The organism is Caulobacter sp. Root487D2Y (genome assembly GCF_001427165.1).
GTDB lineage: Bacteria > Pseudomonadota > Alphaproteobacteria > Caulobacterales > Caulobacteraceae > Caulobacter.
In genome coordinates this window covers 321,386-344,268 of the sequence record NZ_LMFD01000009.1, presented here as the reverse complement: position 1 = coordinate 344,268, position 22,883 = coordinate 321,386, and the positions used below count along the sequence as shown (strand labels likewise).

The following is a 22,883-nucleotide window of genomic DNA, read 5'->3' as shown; positions in this document are numbered from 1 at the left end:
GAGGAGGGGGGAGTATGGCTTACAAAATCCCCGGCAGGTCCAGCCCGTGTTCCCGCGCGCAAGCCTTGGCGATCTCGTAGCCGGCGTCGGCGTGGCGCATGACGCCGGTGGCCGGGTCGTTCCACAGCACCCGCGCCAGACGCTTGGCCGCCGCCTCGGTGCCGTCGGCGACGATCACCATGCCGGCGTGCTGCGAGAAGCCCATGCCCACCCCGCCGCCGTGGTGCAGCGACACCCAGGTGGCGCCCGAGGCGGTGTTGAGCAGGGCGTTCAGCAGCGGCCAGTCCGACACCGCGTCCGACCCGTCCATCATCCCCTCGGTCTCGCGGTTGGGCGAGGCGACCGAGCCGCTGTCGAGGTGATCGCGGCCGATCACGACGGGGGCCTTCAGCTCGCCCGAGGCGACCATCGCGTTGAACGCCAGGCCCAGGCGATGGCGGTCGCCGAGACCGACCCAGCAGATCCGGGCGGGCAGGCCCTGGAACTTGATCTTCTCGGCGGCCATGTCGAGCCAGTGGTGCAGGTGCGGATTGTCGGGGATCAGTTCCTTGACCTTGGCGTCGGTCTTCCTGATGTCCTCCGGATCGCCCGACAGCGCCGCCCAGCGGAACGGCCCGATCCCCCGGCAGAACAGCGGGCGGATATAGGCCGGCACGAAACCGGGGAAGTCGAAGGCGTTCGTCACGCCTTCCTCCAGCGCCATCTGGCGGATGTTGTTGCCGTAGTCGACGGTGGGCACGCCGGCGGCCTGGAAGTCGAGCATGGCCTTCACATGCACCGCCATCGAGGCGCGGGCGGCGCGGTTCACCGTTTCGGGCTCGCGCTCCTTGGCGGCCGCCCACTGGTCCAGGGTCCAGCCGGCCGGCAGGTAGCCGTTGATCGGATCGTGGGCGCTGGTCTGGTCGGTCAGCAGGTCGGGGCGGACGCCGGCCGCGAACATGGCCGGCAGCAGCTCGGCGGCGTTGCCCAGCAGGCCGACCGAGATCGGAGTCCGGTTTCGACGGGACTCCTCGATCCAGGCCAGGGCCTCGTCCAGGCTCTCGGTGGCCTTGTCCAGATAGCCGGTGCGCAGGCGCATCTCGATCCGCGAGGGCTGGCACTCGATGGCCAGGCACGAGGCCCCGGCCATCACCGCCGCCAGGGGCTGGGCCCCGCCCATGCCGCCCAGGCCGGCGGTCAGCAGCCACTTGCCGGCCAGGTCGCCGCCGTGGTGCTGGCGGCCCATCTCGACGAAGGTCTCGTAGGTGCCCTGCACGATGCCCTGGGCGCCGATATAGATCCACGAACCGGCGGTCATCTGGCCGTACATGGCCAGGCCCTTGCGATCGAGCTCGTTGAAGTGCTCCCAGGTCGCCCAGCGCGGCACCAGGTTGGAGTTGGCGATCAGCACGCGCGGCGCGTCGACATGGGTGCGGAACACGCCGACCGGCTTGCCCGACTGGACCAGCAGGGTCTCGTCGTCCTCCAGCCGGCGCAGGGTCTCGACGATCTTGTCGTAGCTCTCCCAGTCGCGGGCGGCGCGGCCGATGCCGCCATAGACCACCAGCTCCTCGGGCCGCTCGGCGACGTCGGGGTGCAGGTTGTTCATCAGCATCCGCAGCGGGGCCTCGGTCAGCCAGGACTTGGTGGTCAGCTCGGTTCCGGTGGCGGGGCGGATGACGCGGGTGTTGTCGAGGCGGGTCATGGGCGGGTCTCGAGCGTTGAGAGGGAGTTTGGCGGGAGGGCGGCTTGGGCGCTCTGCGTCCTTCGAGGCTTCGCCTTCGGCTCGCACCTCAGGATGAGGACCGCCCTATTGAATTCCTCATCCTGAGGCGCCCGCGCAGCGGGCCTCGAAGGACGCAGGATGGTTGCCGGCCTCATCAATTCACTGCGGCTTGGGCGAAGGCGATGCACGCCTTCAGCACGTCGGCGAGGGCGGCGCGCAGCGGCGCGGCGCGCGGGGCGTGGTAGGGCGTGGGCCAATTGTCCGAGCTCAGCACCGTCGGCTCGTCGATATAGCCGCGGCAGGCCAGCTCCATCTGGACGGCGTGGACGCCCTGGTCCGGCCGGCCGTAGCGGCGGGTGATCCAGCCGCCCTTGAACCGGCCGTCGGTGACGCGTGGCAGGCCCGTGGCGTCGCAGGGGGCCTCGACCCTACGGGTCAGGCCCGGATCGCAGGCCGCCCCGCCGTTCGTCCCGATGTTGAACTGCGGCAGCTCGCCGTCGAACAGCCGGGGCGCGCGCGAGCGGATCGAGTGGGCGTCGTACAGCACCACCTTGCCGTGGACCGCGACCAGCCGGTCGAGCTCGGTCTCGAGGGCGGCGTGGTAGGGATCGAAGAAGGTGACGCGCCGCCGGGCGATCTCGGCCGCGCCCGGCTCCTGGCCGGCGACATACAGCGGCTCGCCGTCGAAGGTGTCGACCGGGCACAGGCTGGTGGTGGCCTGGCCGGGATACAGCGACACGCCGGACGGGTCGCGATTGACGTCGATCACCGTGCGCGAGACGCCGGTGCGGACCACCGTGGCGTCCAGGCCGTCGGCGAAGGCGTAGAGTTCGCCCAGCCACCAGTCGGCGTCCTTGCGCGCCAGCCAGGGCGAGACCAGCCGCGCCTCGATGTCGGACGGGATGATCGTTCCGGCGTGCGGGATGCTGACGACCAGCGGGGCCTCGCCGCGCGTGACGTGGAGCCAGTTCTGCGGGCTCATGGCTCCGACCCTCCAACCGCCGTGCGTCCTTCGAGGCTCGCCCGCGGCTCGCACCTCGGGATGAGGAATTGAGCAGCGACAAAGCTCCTCATCCTGAGGCGTCCGCGCAGCGGGCCTCGAAGGACGCACGATGCTCGAGCGCTCACGCCTCCACCCCCGGCAGGTCGACGCTGGACGCCGCCACCACGACCGCGCCGGCGCGCACCAGGGCGTTGGCGGCCTCCATGTCCGGGTGGAAGTGGCGGTCGTCCGACAGGTGCGGGACTTGCGCCCGCAGGATCCGGCGCACGCTCTCCAGGGCCGGACTCGAGGTCAGGGGCGCGTGGAAGTCGCAGCCCTGGACGGCGGCCAGGAGCTCGATGCCGATCACCGCCTCGGCGGCCTCGACCATGGCCAGCAGGCGCCGCGCGCCGTGAGCGGCCATCGAGACGTGATCCTCCTGGTTGGCCGAGGTCGGGATGGAGTCGACGCTGGCCGGATAGGCCTTCTGCTTGTTCTCCGAGACCAGGGCCGCGGCCGTGACCTGCGGGATCATGAAGCCGGAGTTGAGGCCCGGCTTCGGCGTCAGGAAGGCCGGCAGGCCCGAGCAGGCCGGGTCGACCAGCATGGCGATGCGCCGCTCGGCGATCGAGCCGATCTCGCAGACGGCCAGGGCGATCATGTCGGCCGCGAAGGCCACGGGCTCGGCGTGGAAATTGCCGCCCGACAGCGCCTCGTCCGTGTCGGGGAAGATCAGCGGGTTGTCCGAGACGCCGTTGGCCTCGGTCGCCAGGGTGACGGCCGCCTGGCGCAGCACGTCGAGGGCCGCGCCCATCACCTGCGGCTGGCAGCGCAGGCAGTAGGGATCCTGCACCCGCGTGTCGCCCTCGCGGTGGGAGTCGCGGATCGCCGAGCCGGCCATCAGGGCGCGCAGGGCGGCGGCGGTCTCGATCTGGCCGGGCTGGCGGCGCAGGGTGTGGATGCGCGGATCGAACGGGGTGTCCGAACCCTTGGCGGCCTCGGTCGCCAGGGCGCCGGTGACCAGGGCCGACTGGAACAGCCGCTCGGCGTCGAACAGGGCGGCCAGGGCGTTGGCGGTCGAGAACTGGGTGCCGTTCAGCAGGGCCAGGCCTTCCTTGGGACCCAGCGTCAACGGCTTGAGGCCCGCTTCCATCAGAGCCTGGATGGCCGGGAGACGCTGGCCGCCGACGAAGATCTCGCCGACCCCGATCATGGTCGCGGCCATGTGCGCCAGCGGGGCCAGGTCGCCCGACGCGCCGACCGAGCCCTGGCAGGGCGTGACGGGCGTCAGGCCCTTCACGAGCATGGCCTCCAGCAGGTCGGTGGTCGCCGGCTTCACGCCCGACGCGCCCTGGGCCAGGCTGGCCAGCTTCAGGGCCATCATCAGCCGGATCACCGGGACGGGCGAGGGCGCGCCCGTCCCGGCGGCGTGGGACAGGACGATGTTGCGCTGCAGGGTCTCGAGATCCGCGTCGCCGATCCGCACGCTGGCCAGCTTCCCGAAGCCGGTGTTGATCCCGTAGACCGGCGCGCCCTTGGCCAGGATGCGTTCGACGGCGGCGGCGCTTTCCGCGATCACCGGGGCGGCGCCGGGATGCAGCCGCGCGGGGGCGCCGCGATAGACGGCCTTCCAGTCGGTCAGGCTGACCTCGCCGGGGTTGAGAACGACTTCGATCACGTGACTTCACCCTTCCAGACGCGCGCATGGAGCGGGTTGAAGCCCATGCGATAGACAAGTTCGGCGGGACGCTCGATGTCCCAGATGGCCAGGTCGCAGGCCTTGCCGGCCTCCAGCGTCCCGACGCTTTCCAGCCGCCCGATCGCCCGCGCGGCCTCGCGCGTGACGCCGGCCAGGCATTCGTCGACGGTCATCCGGAACAGGGTGGCGGCCATGTTCATGGTCAGCAGCAGGCTGGTCAGGGGCGAGGTGCCGGGGTTGCAGTCGGTGGCCAGGGCCAGCGGCACGCCAGCCGCGCGCAGCGCTTCGACAGGCGGCAGCCTGGTCTCGCGCACGAAGTAGAAGGCTCCCGGCAGCAGCACGGCGGTGGTGCCGGCCTTGGCCAAGGCGGCGATCCCGGCGTCGTCCAGGTGTTCCAGGTGGTCGGCCGACAGGGCTCCGAACTCGGCGGCCAGGGCCGCGCCGTTCAGGTTCGACAGTTGCTCGGCATGAAGCTTCACGGGCAGGCCGTGATCGTGGGCCGCCTCGAACACCCGGCGGGTCTGGGCGGGGGTGAAGCCGATGCCCTCGCAGAAGGCGTCGACGGCGTCCGCCAGGCCCTCGGCGGCGACGGCGGGGATCATCTGGTAGCAGACGTGGTCGATGTAATCGTCGGGGGCGTCGGCGTATTCCGGCGGCAGGGCGTGGGCGCCGAGGAAGGTGGCCGTCACCGACACCTGGCGCACGTCCGCCAGGGCGCGGGCGGCGCGCAGGCTCTTCAGCTCATCGTCCAGCGACAGGCCGTAGCCGGACTTGATCTCGATGGTCGTCAGGCCCTCGGCGATCAGGGCGTCCAGGCGGGCCAGGGCGCTGGCCACGAGCTCGGCCCGCGAGGCGGCGCGGGTGGCCTTCATGGTCGAGACGATGCCGCCGCCGGCCCGGGCGATGTCCTCGTAGCTCGCGCCGGCCAGCCGCAGCTCGAACTCGTGGGCGCGGTCGCCGCCATGGATCAGGTGGGTGTGGGGGTCGATCAGGCCGGGCGTGATCCAGCGGCCTTCGCAGTCGATGGTTTCAAGCGCCTCGAAGGCGGGCGCGTCGGCGGCCGGGCCGGCATGGACGATGCGACCGTCGAGGCTGGCCACGACGCCGTCCTCGACCACGCCCATGCCCGGCAGGTCGGCGGCGAAAGTGGCCAGGCGGGCCTTGCTCCACACCCGATCGCAGCGCATGGCCTGGGATCTCCCGACGCCGGTTCGGTCTCTTGCCGACGGCTTCAATATGTATAGACATATTCGCGCGACCCGAGGACTGTCCAGTGACCGACGACGAGTTTCCGTCAGAACCTGAGGCTGACGAGCCGATCTACACGCCGCCCCCCAAGACCGAGGGGGAGACCGAGCCCGCCCCCGAGCGCGTCGCGCCGGCCGGTCCCCAGACCCTGTGGTTCGAGCAGGCCCTGCTGGCCGACGGCTGGGCCAAGGACGTTCGGTTCACGCTCACCGACGGCGCGATCAGCCGCATCGACACTGACGTCGCCCGCCAGTCCGGCGAAGTCGCCCACGGCCCGTGCCTGCCCGGCCTGCCCAACCTGCACAGCCACGCCTTCCAGCGGGCCATGGCGGGCCTGACCGAAACACGCGGGCCAACCGGCGACAGCTTCTGGACCTGGCGCGAGCTGATGTACCGGTTCGTCGACCGGCTGGGTCCCGACGAGGTCCAGGCGATCGCGGCGCTCGCCTACATGGAGATGCTGGAGACCGGCTCGACCCGGGTCGGCGAGTTCCACTACCTGCATCATGACAAGGATGGCTCGCCCTACGCCGACCCCGCCGAGATGGCGGCGCGGATCGCGGCGGCGGCCGACCAGACGGGCATCGGCCTGACCCTGCTGCCGGTGTTCTACGCCCATGCCGGCTTCGGCGGCGTCGCGCCCGGCGAGGGCCAGCGACGGTTCATCCATGACGTCGACGGCTACGGCCGGCTGATCGAGGCCAGCCGCGCGGCGGTCGCCGGCCTGCCCGACGCGGTGGTCGGGATCGCGCCGCACAGCCTGCGGGCGGTGACCGGCGAGGAGCTGACCGCGATCCTGCCGCTGGCCGGCGCCGACCCGATCCACATCCACATCGCCGAGCAGACCCAGGAGGTCGACGACTGCCTGGCCGCCACCGGCGCGCGGCCGGTGCGCTGGCTGATGAACAACGCGCCGGTCGACAAGCGCTGGTGCCTGGTCCACGCCACCCACCTGAACGCCATGGAGACCGAGCGCCTGGCCAAGAGCGACGCGGTGGCGGGCCTGTGTCCGATCACCGAGGCCAATCTGGGCGACGGCGTCTTCCCGGCCCACGACTACCTGGCGGCCGGCGGGGCGTTCGGGATCGGCTCGGACAGCAACGTGCTGATCGACGCGGCCGAGGAGCTGCGGACCCTGGAATACGCCCAGCGCCTGACCCGGCGGGCCCGCAACGTGCTGGCCAAGGCGCCGGGCAGCTCGACGGGCGGGGCGCTGTTCCGCGCGGCGGTCGGCGGCGGGGCCCAGGCCCTGGGCGTGGTCGGCGGCCTGCGCCGGGGGCGGGCGGCCGACTTCGTGACCCTGGACCGCGCCCATCCGGCGATGATCGGCCGCGACGGCGACGCCCTGCTGGACAGCTGGGTGTTCGCCGGGCGACACGGGGCCGTCGACGGCGTCTGGCGCGGTGGCCGGCAGGTCGTCAGCGGCGGACGCCACCACGCGCGCGAGGCGATCCTGGCGCGCTATCGGACGGCCTTGGCCAATATTCTGTCTTGAGGGAGCGTGCTGGCTTGAGCGTGAACGAGACGACGCTGCACCAGCGCATTCGCGGCCAGATCGAGGACCTGATCCGCTCGGGCGCCTGGACGCCGGGCCGCAAGGTTCCGTCCGAGACCGAGCTGATGGCCCAGTTCGGCTGTTCGCGGATGACCGTGAACAAGGCGATGTCGGCCTTGGCGGAAGAGGGGCTGATCGTCCGCCGTCGCCGCGCCGGCTCGTTCGTGGCCCGGCCGCGCGTCCATTCCACCGTGCTCGACATTCCCGACATCCAGGCCGAGATCGTGGCGCGCGGCGAGACCTACCGTTTCGATCTGCTGGACCGGCGGCGGCGCGAGGCCAAGGCCGGCGATGTCGAGGAGATCGCCCTGGCGGCGGGCGGCGAGCTGCTGGTGCTGCGCGGCCTGCATGTCGCCGGCGATCGGCCGTTCGCCCTGGAGGACCGGCTGATCAGCCTGGCCGCCGTGCCCGAGGCGGCCGACCTGGACTTCGCCGACGAGTCGCCCGGCGCCTGGCTGCTGCACCACGTGCCGTGGACCGAGGCCGAGAACCGCATCAGCGCCGTCGGGGCCGACGCGGCGACGGCGGCGCTGATGACGCTGGACGTCGGCACGGCGCTGCTGGCGGTCGAGCGCCGCACCTGGCGCGTCGACGCCCCGATCACCTGGGTGCGGCAGCTGTTCCCGGGCGAAGCCTACGACCTGGTGGCGCGGTTCGGCCGGACGCGGGGCTAGGGTCTATTTCTGTTTGGCGCTCAGGTCGGCATAGGCGGCGTCGATGGCTTCGTCGCGGCCGGTCGGATGCTTGGCCAGGCGGGCCTTGGCGGCCTTGGCCACGTCGGCGGCGCGGGCGGCGGTCAGCGTCGCCAGGTAACGGTGAGCCTTCAGCTTCTGGTCGACGGTGACGCCGCGCTTGATGGTGTCGGGCATGGAAGGCTCCTTGGGTGAGGCAGGTGGTCTACAGTGTGGGGGCGCTGACGGAAACCCTCTCCCAAGGGGAGAGGGAGGGACCCGACCGCGTAGCGGTGGGAGGGTGAGGGGGTTCTGAGTCTGCCGGCGTGCCGGCGCTCCGGCCAACGGCGTCACCCCTCATCCTCCCACGCCTGCGGCGCGGGCCCCTCCTTCTCCCCTCCGGGAGAGGGTGATTTACAGCGACTGTCCGTCATCGACGGTGAACACCGACCCCGTCACCGCTCGCGCTTCGTCGGACGCGAGATACAGCGCCATCGCCTCCAGGTCGCTCGTCTCCATCAGCCGCTTGCGCGGGAAGGTCGAGACCAGCTTTTGGCCGCCTTCGCTGTCGAACCACGCCGCGTTCAGCTCGGTCTTGATGTAGCCGGGGCATAGGACGTTGACGTTGATCCCCTTGCGCGCCCATTCGCGGGCCAGGCTCTTGCCCATGTGGGCGGTGGCGGCCTTGGAGGCGGCGTAGGCGGTCAGGCCCGGCAGCACCTTGTGCGCGCCGATCGAGGCCACCAGCACGATGCGGCCGCGCTCGCTGGCCGGGCTGCCGGCCCTGATCATCCGCCGCGCGCCTTCGCGGGCGGTCAGGAAGACGCCGCGGGTGTTGACGGCCAGGACCTTGTCGAAATCCTCGATTCCGATGTCCAGCGCCGAGCCCTCGATGTTGATCCCGGCGTTGGCGATCACCGACTCCGGCGCGCCGAACGCGGCCTCGACCGCGTCGTAGCCGGCGATGACCGAGGCCTCGTCCTCGACGTCCATGGCGAAGGCCTGGGCGGTCCCGCCCCCGGCGGTGATCTCGGCGACGAGGGTTTGCAGCTTGTCGGCCCGCCGCGCGGCGGCGGCGACCTTGGCCCCGGCCTTGGCGGCGGCCTGGGCGAAGGCGGCGCCGATGCCCGAGGAGGCGCCGGTGATCAGGATCGTGCGGCCGGCGAGGGTGGTCATTGGCGTTTCCTTTTTCCGGCAGTCTGGGAGGTTGCCGTAGAGAGCGTCAATGCGTCGGCGGGGCGAACCCGCGCCGCCAAGTCCCTCCCCCTATGGGGGAGGTGTCGGCGAAGCCGACGGAGGGGGGAGCAATCGACAGACGGCCACAACCCGGATCGAACAGTCCTACGGCTCCCCCCACCGATCGCTGCGCGATCGCCTCCCCCACAGGGGGAGGGCTCTTACACCAACCCAGGCCCCGAGATCTTCACCACCGGCGTGAACGCCGGTCGCGCCCTGGGCAAGACCACCCGCAACCCCTTGCCATCCCGCTTGAACGCCAGCGGCTCGGGCGAGCCCAGCAGTTCCACCCGCCGCACCTCGCCCGCGCTGGTCGGGCCGGAGGTCGCCAGGCTCTCGATCACCAGCTCGCCGTCCGGCCACGCCATCGGCAGGGCGTAGAGGTCGCCGGCCTTGGTCGTGAACCGGATGTCGGCGGCCTCGAACGGCTTGGCGTCGCCCTCGTTCATCGCGCCTTCGACCAGCCGCGTCGGGCCCTCGCCATAGATTCGCCAGGGCCGCGAGGCGTAGATGGCCGGACCGTTGACGGCGATCCAGCCGGCCATGCCCTCCAGCACCTTCTCCTCCTTGTCGTCGATCGTGCCGTCGCCGCGCATGGGGATCGAGACCAGCAGGCAGCCGTTCTTGCTGACCACGTCGACCAATCGCTGGATCACGTCCCTGGCGCTCTTGTAGCCGTCGCGGTCGTAGAGCCCGCGGTCGTAGTGCCAGTTGCCGATGCAGGTGTCGGTCTGCCAGGGCTCTGGCCGCAGGCGGTCGGAGAAGCCGCGCTCGACGTCCTCGACGATGCCCCGCCGCTGGAGAGCATTGAGCTTCTTGCCGGTCACCACCACGTCGGTCGCGCCGCGCCAGGCGCGGGCCTGGTTGTAGTAGTAGGCGGTGGCCGACAGCCCGGCCTGGCCGAGCGGCAGGGTGGTGTTGTCGAAGTAGACCAGGTCGGGCCGGTAGAGGTCGACCAGGTCATTCTGGCGCGCCAGCCAGTTCGCGGTGAAGGCGGGATTGTTCGGCGGCGGGCTTTCGATCCACTCGCCGTCGTGGGCGTCGTGCCAGGCGTTGGCGGCCTTGATGCTGTCGATCCCCTCGGGGATCAGCATGTTGCGGCCGGTATAGAGCTCCTGCGGGTCCAACCCCTGCCACCACGTGCCCTTGCCGTCGGCCTTGGTCAGGCGGAAGGCGTCGTAGCGCCGGCCCTTCAGCGGGCCCTCGGCGTCGTAGCCGTAGGCCGTCTGCCACCAGTGCCAGGCGTGGGCCGAGTGGTTGGAGACGCCGAACCGCAGGCCGTGGGCGCGGGCGACCTTCTCCCAGGTCCCGACGATGTCCCGCCCCGGACCGACGCGCAGGGTGTTCCAGGCATGGTGGCGGCTGGCGAACATGTCGAGGTTGTCGTGGTGGTTGGCCATCGACATGAAGTACCGGGCCCCGGCGGCCTGGTACTTCTTCATCAACCCTTCCGGATCCCAGTTCTGCGCCTTCCAGCGCGGGATGAATTCCATGAAGCCGAACTGTGTCGGGTGGCCGTAGGTCTTGACGTGATGCTCGTAGACGCCGTTGCCCTGGATATACATCTGGCGGCCGTACCAGTCGCCGTATTCGGGCACGCATTGCGGGCCCCAGTGCGACCAGATCCCCAGCTTGGCGTCGCGGAACCAGTCGGGGGTCTTGTAGCCGTCGGCCAGCGACTCCCAGTTGGGCTGGAAGCCGCCTTTCGGGGCGGCGAGGGCGGGCGTGGCGGAGGCGGCGGCCAGGCCGGCGCCGAGGTTCAGCAGGTCGCGGCGATTGAAGCTCATGACGATCCCTAAGGCTGGACAGGCGCCGAAGCGTTTGCTTGCGGATCGCCGTAGAGGATGCCTCGGCCGTGGACGCCGAGATAGACGCGGCCGAAGCGGTTCGGATCGCCGGTCAGGGCCCGCAGCTCGGCGAAGCCCCAATGGGGCCCCTTGGGATCGTCGTGCAGCTTGACCCAGGTCTTGCCGACGTCGTCGGAGCGGAACAGGCCCTCGACCCCGCCGACCTTGCCCCAGACGAACACCGCCGGATGGGTCTGGCCCGGCGCGGCCTTGCCGAACCCGACCAGGCCCGCGTCGCCGACGCCGCTGACGGCCTTGAAGCCGGCGCCGCCGTCGGTCGAGCGCATCAGGCCCTGGGCGGTGGGCAGCCACAGCTCGCCCTCGACGCCGGGGACGGCCTTCAGCGGGCCGCCCCTCGGCAGGTCGCGGGCCGTGACCTTGAACGTTTCGCCGCCGTCGGCGCTGGCCAGCACCGCGCCCTGGGCCGCGTCATAGACGTAGAACCGTAGCGGGTTCACCCGGTCCGAGGCCGGGGTGAAGTCGGGGCGCTCGGACTTAGTGACGCCCTGCACGGGCCGCCAAGTCCTGCCGTCGTCGCTGGAGACGTAAGGAACGGCGTTGCGCATGGCCCAGACCATCCGCTGGCCGTCGGCCGACAGGGCGATGCGGCCGGTGTGGATGTGGGCGTCGCGCGGCGGCGAGCCGGCGAAGGCCTTCCAGGTCTTGCCGCCGTCGGTCGAGCGCAAGCCGGCGGTCGGCGTCGGGTCGCTTGTTCGAACAAGAATGCTGGGCTCCAATTCGGCGTAGTCGAGGCCGCGATTGGTGCCGCCGTGCGGGTCGAAATAGCGGCTGCGGGCCGCGCTGTTCAGGTCGTCGTGGCGAAAGCCGCCGATGTCGCCGATCGTGCTGATCAGGGGGGCTCCGTTCGGAGGCGAGACCAACTCCAGGGCCACCGTCTCCTCCAGCCCCTCGTCGTCGAACCGCCAGTGGGTGCGGCCCGAGCGGTCGGCCTCGGTCAGGTCCTGCGTCCGCCACAGGCCGTAGCCGGTGACATAGATCGCCTCGTCGGGGTTGGTCGGGTCGATGTCGATGTCGCCGATCCAGTGGCCCATGGCGCGGCCGGCCTTGGCCTCCAGGCCGCGCACCCAGGGCGCGCCGCCGGTGTCGTGCTCGGACCTGTCGCGCAGACCCTTCCAGCTCTTGCCGCCGTCGGTGCTGCGGAAGACGTCGTCGCCCATGTTCCAGCGGTCGAGGGTCGAGACCACGACGACGCCGGGATGGGCCGGGTCCAGGCTGAGCCCGCCATAGCCGAACAGGTCGGCCCCGCCGGGCCTGATCGGGGTGATGTCGGTCCAGGCCCCGCTGTCGGGGTCCATCTTCCAGACCGCCCCGTTGGTCACGCCGTTGGGCCCGAGGCCATTGCCGTAGGCGACATAGACCCCGCCCTTGGCGTCCAGCGCCAGGTGGTGCGGGATCAGGCCCTTCGGCTGGCCGCTGACCAGGCCCCAGCTCCTGCCGCCGTCCGTGCTGACCAGCAAGCCGCCGCCGCTCATCCCGTCCTTGGGCGCCGTGGCGAAGCCGGCATAGACGATCGCCGTTTCGCCGGTCTTGGTCTTCTCGACGGGGTCGAAGGCCGTCAGCGTGACGTGGACGCGCGGAAAGCCCTCGACCCGCGACCAGGTCTCGCCGTGGTCGGCGCTGCGATAGAGGCCGTCCTTGGCGCCCAGGAACAGCACCGCGCCCTGGGCGGGATCGACCATCAGCCGCTCGCCGGTGTTGCGGCCGTCCTCGTTGCCGCCGATCTTGACCGGCAGCTCGGTCTTCAGCCAGGTCGCGCCCCGGTCGGTGGAGCGCAGCACCGCGCCGCCGCGCGCATTGGGCCCGGTATATTCGCCGGCCGCCATGTAGAGCCGGTTCGGGTCGCGCGGATCGACGGCCAGGCTCAGCGCTCCGGCCAGCTGGCCGTCGGCGCGCTTGAGGTCGTCGTTCAGGGCGATCCAGCGGCGGGTCGCCCGGTCCAGGCGATAGGCGCCGCCGATGTCGGTGCGGATATAGACCAGCCCCTTTTCAGTGGGGTGATAGACCACGCCGCTGACGAAGCCGCCGCCCAGCACCTCGACGGTGTTCCAGCTATAGGGCTGAGCCACCGGCGGCGCGGCGAGGCCGGGCGCGGCCAGGGCCAGCGCGCCGGCGGCCGCGGCCAGGGCGAGGAGGGTTTTGAAGGAGGACAAGCGGGAACTTCCGTCTAGGGGGCGGGGGTCAGATGGACGGCCGCGCCGCCGCTGGGCGCGAGCTTGAGGGTCAGGACGTCGCCGGCCTTCACCGTCCGCTTCGAGGCGGTGAGATCGGTCGGCGCCGCGCCGTCCTGGCGGATGTCGGCGGCGAAGACGCCGGTTCCCAGGAAGCCCAGCGGGACCTTCACGGTCCGTCCGGCCTCGTTGGTCATGGCGCCGATCCACCAGTCCGCGCCCTTGCGGCGGGCCAGCACGATCGACTGGCCGATCTCGCCGGCGACGAACCGGGTTTCGTCCCAGGTGGTCGGGGCCGCGCTGACGAAGTCCAGGCCTGCGGGGCTGTCCCGATAGGTGTCGGGACTGTCGGACACCAGGCCGAACGGGCTGTCATAGACCACGTACAGCGCCAGGGCCTGGCCGCGGGTGGTCTGCACGAACGGCAGGTCGTTGCGCGGCTTGAACGCCGCCGGCGCCACGTTGCGGAAGCCGCCGGGCGTGTAGTCCATCGGGCCCAGCAGCATGCGGGTGTAGGGCAGGGTGACGTTGTGGGTGGCGGTGATCCGCCGGCTCCACTTGTTGTACTCCGCGCCCAGCACGCCTTCCTGGGTCAGGTAGTGCGGATAGGTGCGGGTCAGGCCCGTGGGGTGATAGGCGCCGTGCAGGTCGACCATCAGATGATGCTGGCCGGCCTTGGTCAGCAGGCGGTGGTAGTAGTCGACCATGGCCTGGTCGTCGCGGTCCATGAAGTCGACCTTGATCCCCTTCAGGCCCCACCTCTCATAGAGGGCCAGGGCCTCGTCCATCTGGTCGTCCATCGACTTCCAGTGGGCCCAGACCCACAGGCCGACCTTGCGTTCGGCCGCGTAGGCGACGAGGCCGGGCATGTCGATCTCGGGGATGGTCTTGGTGATGTCGGCGCCCGGCTTCACCGTGCCGGCCCCGCCGCTGTTCCTGTACCAGCCGTCGTCGATCAGCATGTAGTCCAGGCCGTTGGCGGCCGCGAAGTCGATATAGGCCTTGATCGTGGCGTCGTTCATCCCAGCCTTGGGCACGCCCGACACGACCGGACCGTTCCACCAGTCCCAGGCGGCCTTGCCGGGCTTGATCCAGCGGGTGTCGGCCAGGGCGGTCGGCGGGTTGAGGGTGGCGACGAGGCTGCTCTCGATCAGCTTGCCGGCGGTCGGCGCGACCATGACCACCCGCCAGGACGAGACGATGTCGGCGCCGGGCTTGCCGCGCACGGCGATGCGCGGCTCGTCCAGCCTGGGCGACAGCTTGACCTGCACGCCCAGCCCGCCGTCGCCGCGGCCGGTCAGGTAGAGGCCCGCATAGTCCTTCAGGTCGGCCTCGGCGATCGCGAAGGCGGCGCCCCCGTCCTCGCCCTCGCAGACCAGGGGCGCGTCATAGAGATTGTGCTCGCGGAGCTTCGAGGCCTGGACCGGATCGAACTCGCCCTCGTGGCTGGTCCCGAACTTGCCCAGGTTCAGGCCCCAGCACCGGTAGTCGGCCGGGAAGTCGAAGCGGGTCTCCTCGTTGCGGATGTCGACCGTCTCGCGCCCCGCCTGCTGGGGCAGCACGTAGCGGAAGGCCACGCCGTCGTCATAGGCCCGCACGATCACCCGCAGCCGGCGCTTGCCGCCGTCTGGCTCCTGGAAATCGACGCTGAGCTGGTTGTAGTGGTCGCGGACCGTCCGGGTCTTGCCGGCGACCAGGTCGTAGGTCGTGTCGTTGGTCGACGGGACGACGCCGGTGATCTTCAGGCCATGGGACAGCGAGCCGCCGGCGCTGAGCGCCAGGCCCAGCGGGGAAGGCGCCAGCAGGGGGCGGCCCTTGTAGCCGACGGCGTAGCGGGCCTGGCCGTCGCTGTCCGAAACCGTGATCCTGAGCGCGCCGTCGGGGGAGGAAAGCTGCTGTTCGGCGGCGCCGACCGGGCCTGCCGCGAGGGCCGCCAGGGCCGCGCCGGACACAAGACTCGCCGCATATCCCCGCATGTCATCTCCCCCAATGACGCCCGATGGGCGTTTCTATTTGTCACACAAATTAGACCGTGTATGGATCGCCGTCGAGCTTTTAGATACCGGTACCAATGAGGGCGTGTAGATTGCTCCGGCTGCGTCGGCGTGCGACTGACAACGCTGTCGGAATTCAACGATAAAATGTGGGGAGTTATGAACACCAAGGCCTTCTGCGCCGCGTTGCTGGCGACCACCCTTCTGACGACCACTGTCTTGAACGGCGCGGCGTCCGCCGCCGACACCAAGAGCACCGCCCATCCCGCCCAATGGCCCGCCGCGAAGAGCCAGGGCCTGGTGGATCCCCAGACCGAGGCCTTCGTCGACGCCCTGCTGGGCAAGCTGACCCTCGAGGAGAAGGTCGGCCAAATGATCCAGGGCGACATCGGCTCGGTGAAGCCCGAAGACCTGAAGACCTACCCCCTGGGCTCGATCCTGGCCGGCGGCAGCTCGCCGCCGCTGGGCGCGCCCGACCGCTCGCCGATCGGCCCGTGGGTCGAATCGGTGAAGGCCTTCCGGGCCGCCGCCGCGCAGCGCGAGGGCGGCACGCGGATCCCGCTGATGTTCGGCATCGATTCGGTCCACGGCCACGGCAACGCCGTCGGCGCCACGCTCTTCCCGCACAACATCGGCCTGGGCGCGACGCGCGATCCCGAGCTGATCCGCAAGATCGGCGCGGCCACCGCGCAGGAAACCGCCGCCAGCGGCTTCGACTGGGCGTTCGGCCCGACCCTGACCGTGCCACGCGACGACCGCTGGGGCCGGACCTACGAAGGCTATTCGGAAGATCCCGAGATCGTCCGTTCCTACGCCGGCCAGATGATCCTGGGCCTGCAGGGCGCGGTGAGCCAGGGTGGCGTCATCCAGCAGGGCCACGTCGCGGCCAGCGCCAAGCACTTCCTCGGCGACGGCGGCACCCACAACGGCAAGGACCAGGGCGACACCCAGGTCTCCGAGGCCGAGCTGATCCGCCTGCACGCCCAGGGCTATGTGCCGGCCATCAACGCCGGGACCATGACCATCATGGCGTCGTTCAACAGCTGGAACGGCGAGAAGATGCACGGCAACAAGAGCCTGCTGACCGACGTACTGAAGGGCAAGATGGGCTTCGACGGCTTCATCGTCGGCGACTGGAACGGCCACGGCCAGGTGGCCGGCTGCACGCCCAAGAACTGCCCGCAGGCCGCCAACGCCGGCCTGGACATGTACATGGCGCCCGACAGCTGGAAGGACCTGTTCGACAACACCGTTGCCCAGGCCAAGTCGGGCGAGATCCCGATGGCCCGCATCGACGACGCCGTGCGCCGCATCCTGCGCGTGAAGGCCAAGATGGGCCTGTTCCAGCAGGCGCGTCCGCTGGAAGGTAAGGAAGCGCTGATGGCCTCGGCCGAGCACCGCGCCATCGCTCGCCAGGCGGTGCGCGAGTCGCTGGTGCTGCTGAAGAACAACGGCGTCCTGCCGGTGAAGGCCAGCGCCAACATCCTGGTCGCCGGCTCGGGCGCCGACGACATCGGCCAGCAGGCCGGCGGCTGGACCCTGTCGTGGCAGGGCACGGGCAACACCAAGGCCGACTTCCCCAACGCCCAGTCGATCTATTCGGGCCTGAAGGAGGCGGTCGAGGCCTCGGGCGGTTCGGCGACGCTCAGCGTCGACGGTTCGTTCGCGAAAAAGCCCGACGTCGCGATCGTGGTGTTCGGCGAGACGCCCTACGCCGAGGGCGTGGGCGACATCAGGACGCTGGAATACCAGCCCGGAAACAAGACCGACCTGGCCCTGCTGAAGAAACTGAAGGCCGCCGGCGTGCCGGTGGTGGGCGTGTTCCTGTCGGGCCGTCCGCTGTGGGTGAACCCCGAGATCAACGCCTCGGACGCCTTCGTGGCCGCCTGGCTGCCGGGCTCGGAAGGCGGCGGGATCGCCGACGTCCTGATCGGCGACAAGGCGGGCAAGCCGCGCACCGACTTCCACGGCAAGCTGGCCTTCAGCTGGCCCAAGACCGCCGGCCAGTTCACGCTGAACCGCGGCGACAAGAGCTACGACCCGCAGTTCGCCTACGGCTACGGCCTGACCTACGCCTCCAAGGCCCGGGTCGGGACGCTATCCGAAAAGCCGGGCTTCAAGATCGCCAGCGAGAACGTCAGCAACTACTTCGTCGGCGGCAAGACGCCGGCGCCGTTCGAGTTCAAGCTGACCCCGACCACGGCCGTCCAGGTTCGTCCGGTCGACGCGGGCAACGTGCAGGAAGCCGGGCGTCAGCTGACCTATTCCGGCGACACCGCGGCCACCGCGGCCCTGGCGGCGGACAAGGCCTTCGACCTGTCGTTCCAGACCAACGCCGAGATCGACCTGCTGATCGACTATCGCGTGGACGCCAAGCCGACCGCGCCGGTCACCCTGTCGATCGGGGCGGGCAAGCTGGACGTCACCCCGGTGCTCGAAGCCTCGCCGGTCGGCGAGTGGAAGAGCCTGAAGGTGTCGCTCAAGTGCTTCCAGGCGGCGGGAACCGACGTGACGGCCGTGACCGCGCCGTTCGCGCTGTCGACCGCCGGCAAGCTGGTGGTCACGCTGCAGGGCGTGAAGCTGACGACGGATCCGGCGGGCGCGGTGTGTCCGGGGAAGGCCGCGAACTAGTTCTCTTTGTCTCCGCTCATCCCGGCGAATGCCGGGACCCAGATGGCGTGGCGGAGTGCTGGCTCCATGAGCTCAGCGCTGCTCCAATCAGCCACGCGGTTATGGGATCTGGGTTCCGGCATTCGCCGGGATGAGCGGATTTTGGGATAGGTCATGTCCATGCGTTCGAAGATCCTTGGCCTTTTGGCGGCGACCGCGGTCAGCGCAATCGCCACGACTGTCTCCGCCGCGCCCTTGCTGGCGCTGGTCTTCACCGACCACGCCGTCCTGCAGCGCGGCCAGCCGATCCGGGTCTGGGGCGCGGCCGGGCCGGGGGCGGTGGTCGAACTGTCGCTCGGCGAAGCCAAGACCAGCGCGACGGCGGACGCCGAAGGCCGCTGGTCGACGACCCTTCCGGCCCGCGAACCGGGTGCGGCCCTGACCCTGACGGCCCAGGCCGGCGGCGAGCGCCAGACCATCTCGGACCTGCTGGTCGGCGATGTCTGGCTGTGCTCGGGCCAGTCGAACATGGAGTATCCGCTGCGCCGCTCGCTGGGCGGCGAGGCCGAGGCGGCCAATGCGGCCGATCCCGACATCCGCCTGCTGCAGACCGGCCGCGTCAGCCTGCCCAATCCGACCACGGCCCTGCCCAAGGAGGCCGCCTGGCGTCCGGCCACCCCAGAATCGGCCAACAATTTCAGCGCCGCCTGCTTCTTCATGGGCCGCGAGATCAAGAAGGCCACCGGCGCGCCGATCGGCCTGATCGACGCCACCTGGGGCGGTTCGATCATCCAGGACTGGATCAGCCGCGAGGGTCTCCACGCCCTGGGCGGCTATGACGAAGGCCTGGCCGTGCTGGCCGACTACGCCCGGTCGCCGGACGTCGGGGTGGCCCATTGGCAAGCCCAGCTCGGCCGCTGGGCCGCCAAGGTCGAGCCGCAGGCCGCGGCCTGGAGCCGTCCGGACTTCGACGACCGCGACTGGAAAACCATGCGGGCCGAGCAGTTCTGGGAGACCAATCCCGGGCTGGAAACCTTCGACGGCACGATCTGGCTGCGCGCATCGATCACCCTGACCGAAAAGCAGGCCCGGCAGGGCGCGACCCTGTCGCTGGGCCCGATCGACGACCTGGACACCACCTTCGTCAACGGCCGCGAGATCGGCTCGTCGCAGGGCTGGGACACGCCGCGCGCGTACAGGATCGCCCCGGGCGTGCTGCGGGCCGGCCCCAACCTGATCGCCGTGCGGGCCATCGACGCCGGCGGCGGCGGCGGGGCCTGGGGACCGGCGGCCCAGAAGGGTCTGAAGTTCGACGACGGTTCGTTCGCCCCGCTGGGCGCGAGCTGGCGCTACAAGGTCTCGACCGCCATCGCCCAGAGCGGTCTGCCGCCGACGGCGCCGTGGGTGGGGAGCAGCGGCCTGTCGACCCTGCGCAACGGCATGATCGCGCCGCTGATCCCCTACGGCCTGAAAGGTTTCGCCTGGTACCAGGGCGAGGCCAATGTCGCCGAGCCGGCGGCCTATGGACGCCTGCTGCCGGCCCTGGTCGCCGACTGGCGCCGATCGTTCGACGCTCCGGACCTGCCGTTCCTGGTGGTGCAGCTGGCCGCGTTCGGACCGCGCCAGACCGCGCCGGCCGAGTCCGGCTGGGCCGAGATCCGCGACGTCCAGCGCCGCGTCGCCGCGACCGACTCCAAGGTCGGTCTCGCCTCGGCCGTCGACATCGGCGACATCTACGACATCCATCCGGCCAACAAGCAGCAGGTCGGCCACCGCCTGGCCCTGCTGGCGCGCAAGCTGGCCTATGGCGAGACGGGCCTGGTCGCGGCCGGTCCCGCGCCGCTGTCGGCGACGCGGGCGGCGGATGCGGTGGTCGTGCGGCTGGACCAGCCGGCGGTGGTCCAGGCCGACGCCCGCCCGGTCGGGTTCGAGCTGTGCGACGCCGGCGGCGCCTGCCGTTTCGCGGACGCGGCCCTGGCCGGCGACCAGGTCCGGCTGACGATCCCGGCCGGCTTCGCGCCGGTCAGGGTCCGCTTCGCCTGGGCCGACAGCCCGATCCTCAATCTCTATGGACGGACCGGATTACCGGCGACCCCGTTCGAACTGACCATCGCGCCCTAGTCGGTCCCCTGGGCGGCCGCCCCAGGTCGTCTTGGTCGAAATGACGGTCGCGGCCTCGGCCGCGTTCCGACGCGCTTCGAGGGTTTCGCTCCATTTCAGCGCCGCCGGGGCGCGCCTAGGCTGGTAGTCTGGCTTGTGCTGGGGCGCGACCAACCTCGGTTCGGAAGCGAACCGGCGCGGGCAGGGGGCGGACGGCGCGCGCGGAGCCGCGCGCGCCGTTAACCAGCAACCCATTGACCTTCAACGGCATTGTCTCTCGTAAGGAGAGCGTAGAGTGCCCGATGTCGCGTACCAGGCGTTGGCCGAGCTTTGGGAGGCCGTGTTCGGCGAGCAGCCGTCCATCGTCGCCGAGCCGGGCCTGACGGCCCAGGTTCTGGTCAGCTGCTTGCCGCCGGCAGAGCCCTACGGTTTCGCCGGCGAGGACGAGGGCGAAGGCTAGGGCGTATCGACGTTCAGACACGCCCTTCCTTCTCTCCGTCATTCCCGCCCTTGTGGCGGGAACCCCTCTACCGGTCGCACGTGCAGGGGTGTGGCGCGCTGGCGCGCCAAGACGTCTCACCGTCAGCTGCACCAGGGGTTCCCGCCACAAGGGCGGGAATGACGGTTGAAAGGAGGAAGGGTTTACTGACCAAGCCGCCAAACTGCTGAACGTTGATCCACCCTAGACCGCCAGGCCCTTCAGCCGTTCGCGCAGGTCGCCCAGCGCGTCCAACGGCATGTTCAGCTTGCAGAACAGCTGCTCGGGCACGGCCTTGGCCTTGTCGCGCAAGGCGGCGCCGGCTTCGGTCAGGGTGACGATCACCCGCCGCTCGTCCTCGGGGTCGCGGGCGCGCGCCACCAGCCCTTGCGTCTCCAGACGCTTGAGCAGCGGGGTCAGGGTGCTGGACTCCAGGTCCAGCGCCTCGCCCACGGCGCCAACCGTGCGGGGACTGGCCTCCCACAGCACCAGCATGACCAGGTACTGCGGATAGGTCAGGCCCAGGGCCTCGAGCAGCGGCCGGTAGAGCCGCGTCACCCGATTGGCGGCGCCGTAGAGGGCGAAGCACAGCTGACGGTCGAGGCGCAGGGCCTCGACCGGTTCGCCGTTGGTCTTGTTCGGTTTGGCGGTCATGCGGCCTTTGTGGTGATCGCGACGTCGACATTGCCGCGCGTGGCGTTGGAATAGGGACAGACCTTGTGCGCCGTCGCAACCAGGGCTTCGGCCTCTTCCTGGGTCAGGCCCTGGGTTTCGACCTCCAGCGCGACCTCCAGCTTGAAGCCGACCTCCAGCGGGGCCAGGCCGACGACGCCGGTCACGGTCGAGCCGGTCAGGCCGATCTTCTGCTGGCGGGCCACGTGGGCCATGGCGCTCTGGAAGCAGGCGGCGTAGCCGGCCGCGAACAGCTGCTCGGGATTGGTGCCCTGGCCGTTGCCGCCCAGCGCCTTGGGCAGGGCCAGTCGCACGTCCAGCAGACCGTCTTCGCTGCGGGCCTTGCCTTCGCGGCCGCCGGTGGCCGTGGCGCGGGTTTGATAGAGGGTGGACATCGGTTGTCTCCTTGGCGTTATTCGATAGTGAACGATTTAATCGTGCACGATCTATTAGCAAGAGGCCGGGTCGAATTTTTTATCGCGCGCGATCCTTTTCACCGACCTGTCATCCCGGACGCAGCGAAGCGGAGATCCGGGACCGACCTGGAACGCGGCGCTCAGGCGTCGGTCCCGGATCTTCGCGCTAAGCGCTCGTCCGGGATGACAGATCGATCAAGCCGTCTTCACCTTCGCCGCCGCGACCAGCGCGCCCAGCGCCTCCATCGGGGTCATGTCGCCCAGCAGCTGGCGCACGATGGTCAGGGTGTCGGAATAGATCCGTTCGCAGACCAGGGTCTCGCCCTCGAACAGGAAGAAGGCCGTCATCTGGCAGGCGAACGGCCGGCCGGTGGCGGGCAGGGGACCCAGCGGACCCAGCTGCGTGCCCTCCAGGATGAACTCCACCACGATCCCGTCGTCGACATGACGCAACGACAGCAGGGTGTTGCGCTGGTCCGGAAAGGTCTGGCGCGAGGTGGTGTAGTAGCGCTCGACATCGGGGCGGCCGTCGTGGACGGCGCCGGTGGCAATGATCTCGTAGTGAGGGTGGGGGAAGGTCGCCAGCACCTTGTCCCAGGCGTGATCGATCTCGTCGGCCATGTGCTCGCGAACGATCTTTTCGCGCCGGGCGCGCAGGGCTTCCTGGGTCATGATCCGTCCTCCCGGCCGCTCCGCGGCGGCGTGGGCGATCATAGGGCCGTGAAACGCGTGTTTGGAAGGTCTCTAGGCCGCCCAGGCGGCCGCGAAGCGCTTCAGCTGCGAGCGGGCGGCGCTTTCGACGCCGTCGCCCAGGGCTTCCAGGCGCAGGAACAGGTCGCCGGCGCGGTGCGGGCCGCGGGCGGGCAGGCCCTGGCCGGGCAGGCGCACCAGGCCCCGGGCGGCGGCCTTGGTCGAGATCCAGACCAGGCGCGGACCCAGCGCCGTGGCCACCTCGATCCGACCGCCCTCGGCCAGGGCGCGGGCGTCCAGGCGGGCGGTCAGCCACAGGTCGCCGCCGCGCACCAGGGCGTCGGGATCATGCTCGAGCGCGACGCGGAAGGTCACGTTCTCGACCCGGACCTTGTCGTTCTCGCGCAGGCCGGCCGGCAGGGTCAGGCGCAGCTTGCGGGCGTCCAGCGTCAGGTCGAGCGACCCGCCGGCGAAGGCCAGGGCGGCGTCGATCCGCAGGGTGGCCTGCTCGACCCGGACCGGTTCGGCGACGGCGGGCGGGAAATGGATCGGCCGCGTCGGGGCGTCCTGCAGCAGGCGGTAGGCGGCCAGCACGTCGCGGAACAGGGCCGCGTCGCCGCCGGGGCGGTCGGGATGGGCGCGCTTGGCGGCTTCGCGATAGGCGGCCCGCAGCTCGCGCTCGTCGGCGCCGGGCGCGACGCCGAGGATGGCGCGGGCGGCCTGGAGACTGGGAACGGAAGACGAGCCGGCGGTCATGCCGCCGACCCTGCCGCCGTTTGGTCAACGGGGCG

The 22,883-nt window shown here is 70.6% G+C and carries 18 protein-coding genes; 5 read left to right on the top strand and 13 right to left on the bottom strand.

What is annotated here, in order from left to right; translation table 11 throughout:
- Positions 1-19 precede the first annotated feature (19 nt).
- The 4 genes from hutU to hutI form a co-directional block, all read right to left on the bottom strand.
- Positions 20-1,684: a urocanate hydratase gene (hutU, locus tag ASD38_RS09130; RefSeq protein WP_056459441.1), complete on the bottom strand. Its 1,665-nt coding sequence runs from the start codon at positions 1,682-1,684 to the stop codon at positions 20-22.
- Positions 1,685-1,859: 175 nt separating this feature from the next.
- Positions 1,860-2,687 carry an N-formylglutamate deformylase gene (gene hutG, locus ASD38_RS09125; RefSeq protein ID WP_056459439.1) on the bottom strand — a complete coding sequence of 276 codons (828 nt, stop codon included), beginning with the start codon at positions 2,685-2,687 and terminating at the stop codon, positions 1,860-1,862.
- 142 nt (positions 2,688-2,829) lie between these two features.
- The gene (gene hutH / locus ASD38_RS09120; RefSeq protein ID WP_056442048.1) at positions 2,830-4,365 is read right to left on the bottom strand and encodes a histidine ammonia-lyase; all 1,536 of its coding nucleotides are present in this window, start codon (positions 4,363-4,365) and stop codon (positions 2,830-2,832) included.
- Entirely contained in the window at positions 4,362-5,573 is a 1,212-nt protein-coding gene (gene hutI, locus ASD38_RS09115) for an imidazolonepropionase (protein ID WP_056459436.1), read from the bottom strand. The genes hutH and hutI overlap by 4 nt, the downstream gene beginning before the upstream one ends.
- 86 nt (positions 5,574-5,659) lie before the next feature.
- On the opposite strand from hutI, the gene ASD38_RS09110 reads away from it, so the two are divergent.
- Together ASD38_RS09110 and hutC are read left to right on the top strand one after the other, a co-directional pair.
- On the top strand, positions 5,660-7,129 hold the full coding sequence (locus ASD38_RS09110; RefSeq protein WP_082560711.1) for a formimidoylglutamate deiminase: 1,470 nt from the start codon (positions 5,660-5,662) through the stop codon (positions 7,127-7,129).
- A gap of 20 nt (positions 7,130-7,149) precedes the next feature.
- Positions 7,150-7,863, top strand: coding sequence for a histidine utilization repressor (gene hutC / locus ASD38_RS09105; protein WP_156390649.1), 714 nt, complete (start codon positions 7,150-7,152; stop codon positions 7,861-7,863).
- Positions 7,864-7,866: 3 nt separating this feature from the next.
- Here the strand turns inward: hutC and ASD38_RS09100 are convergent, their stop codons facing one another.
- The 5 genes from ASD38_RS09100 to ASD38_RS09080 form a co-directional block, all read right to left on the bottom strand.
- On the bottom strand, positions 7,867-8,058 hold the full coding sequence (locus ASD38_RS09100) for a hypothetical protein (RefSeq protein ID WP_056442039.1): 192 nt from the start codon (positions 8,056-8,058) through the stop codon (positions 7,867-7,869).
- 216 nt (positions 8,059-8,274) lie between these two features.
- Positions 8,275-9,036 carry an SDR family oxidoreductase gene (locus ASD38_RS09095; protein WP_056459430.1) on the bottom strand — a complete coding sequence of 254 codons (762 nt, stop codon included), beginning with the start codon at positions 9,034-9,036 and terminating at the stop codon, positions 8,275-8,277.
- 221 nt (positions 9,037-9,257) lie between these two features.
- On the bottom strand, positions 9,258-10,883 hold the full coding sequence (locus ASD38_RS09090) for an alpha-L-fucosidase (RefSeq protein ID WP_056459427.1): 1,626 nt from the start codon (positions 10,881-10,883) through the stop codon (positions 9,258-9,260).
- Between the two features lie 8 nt (positions 10,884-10,891).
- Positions 10,892-13,114, bottom strand: a complete 2,223-nt coding sequence (locus ASD38_RS09085) for a sialidase family protein (RefSeq protein ID WP_056459424.1) — start codon at positions 13,112-13,114, stop codon at positions 10,892-10,894.
- A 14-nt stretch (positions 13,115-13,128) separates the two neighbouring features.
- The gene (locus ASD38_RS09080) at positions 13,129-15,108 is read right to left on the bottom strand and encodes a glycoside hydrolase family 97 protein (protein ID WP_056459422.1); all 1,980 of its coding nucleotides are present in this window, start codon (positions 15,106-15,108) and stop codon (positions 13,129-13,131) included.
- A 165-nt stretch (positions 15,109-15,273) separates the two neighbouring features.
- Between ASD38_RS09080 and ASD38_RS09075 the strand changes: the two genes are divergently transcribed.
- The 3 genes from ASD38_RS09075 to ASD38_RS23820 all read left to right on the top strand — a co-directional run bounded on the left by ASD38_RS09075 (position 15,274) and on the right by ASD38_RS23820 (position 20,296).
- Positions 15,274-17,757 (top strand): glycoside hydrolase family 3 protein, encoded by a 2,484-nt coding sequence (locus ASD38_RS09075; protein ID WP_162252136.1) that lies wholly within the window; start codon positions 15,274-15,276, stop codon positions 17,755-17,757.
- Positions 17,758-17,916: 159 nt separating this feature from the next.
- Complete coding sequence (locus tag ASD38_RS09070) at positions 17,917-19,857, top strand: sialate O-acetylesterase (RefSeq protein WP_156390627.1); 1,941 nt, start codon at positions 17,917-17,919, stop codon at positions 19,855-19,857.
- A 274-nt stretch (positions 19,858-20,131) separates the two neighbouring features.
- On the top strand, positions 20,132-20,296 hold the full coding sequence (locus tag ASD38_RS23820; RefSeq protein ID WP_156390626.1) for a hypothetical protein: 165 nt from the start codon (positions 20,132-20,134) through the stop codon (positions 20,294-20,296).
- A gap of 222 nt (positions 20,297-20,518) precedes the next feature.
- Here ASD38_RS23820 and ASD38_RS09065 read toward each other — a convergent pair whose 3' ends face one another.
- From ASD38_RS09065 to ASD38_RS09050, 4 genes are all read right to left on the bottom strand, one after another.
- Entirely contained in the window at positions 20,519-20,968 is a 450-nt protein-coding gene (locus ASD38_RS09065; RefSeq protein ID WP_056459412.1) for a MarR family winged helix-turn-helix transcriptional regulator, read from the bottom strand.
- The gene (locus ASD38_RS09060) at positions 20,965-21,381 is read right to left on the bottom strand and encodes an organic hydroperoxide resistance protein (RefSeq protein WP_056459409.1); all 417 of its coding nucleotides are present in this window, start codon (positions 21,379-21,381) and stop codon (positions 20,965-20,967) included. The genes ASD38_RS09065 and ASD38_RS09060 overlap by 4 nt, the downstream gene beginning before the upstream one ends.
- A 216-nt stretch (positions 21,382-21,597) precedes the next feature.
- A complete protein-coding gene (locus ASD38_RS09055; protein WP_056459667.1) occupies positions 21,598-22,074 on the bottom strand; it encodes an ester cyclase in 477 nt (158 codons plus the stop codon).
- A gap of 72 nt (positions 22,075-22,146) precedes the next feature.
- Positions 22,147-22,848, bottom strand: a complete 702-nt coding sequence (locus ASD38_RS09050) for a DnaJ domain-containing protein (RefSeq protein ID WP_056459407.1) — start codon at positions 22,846-22,848, stop codon at positions 22,147-22,149.
- Positions 22,849-22,883: the final 35 nt, after the last annotated feature.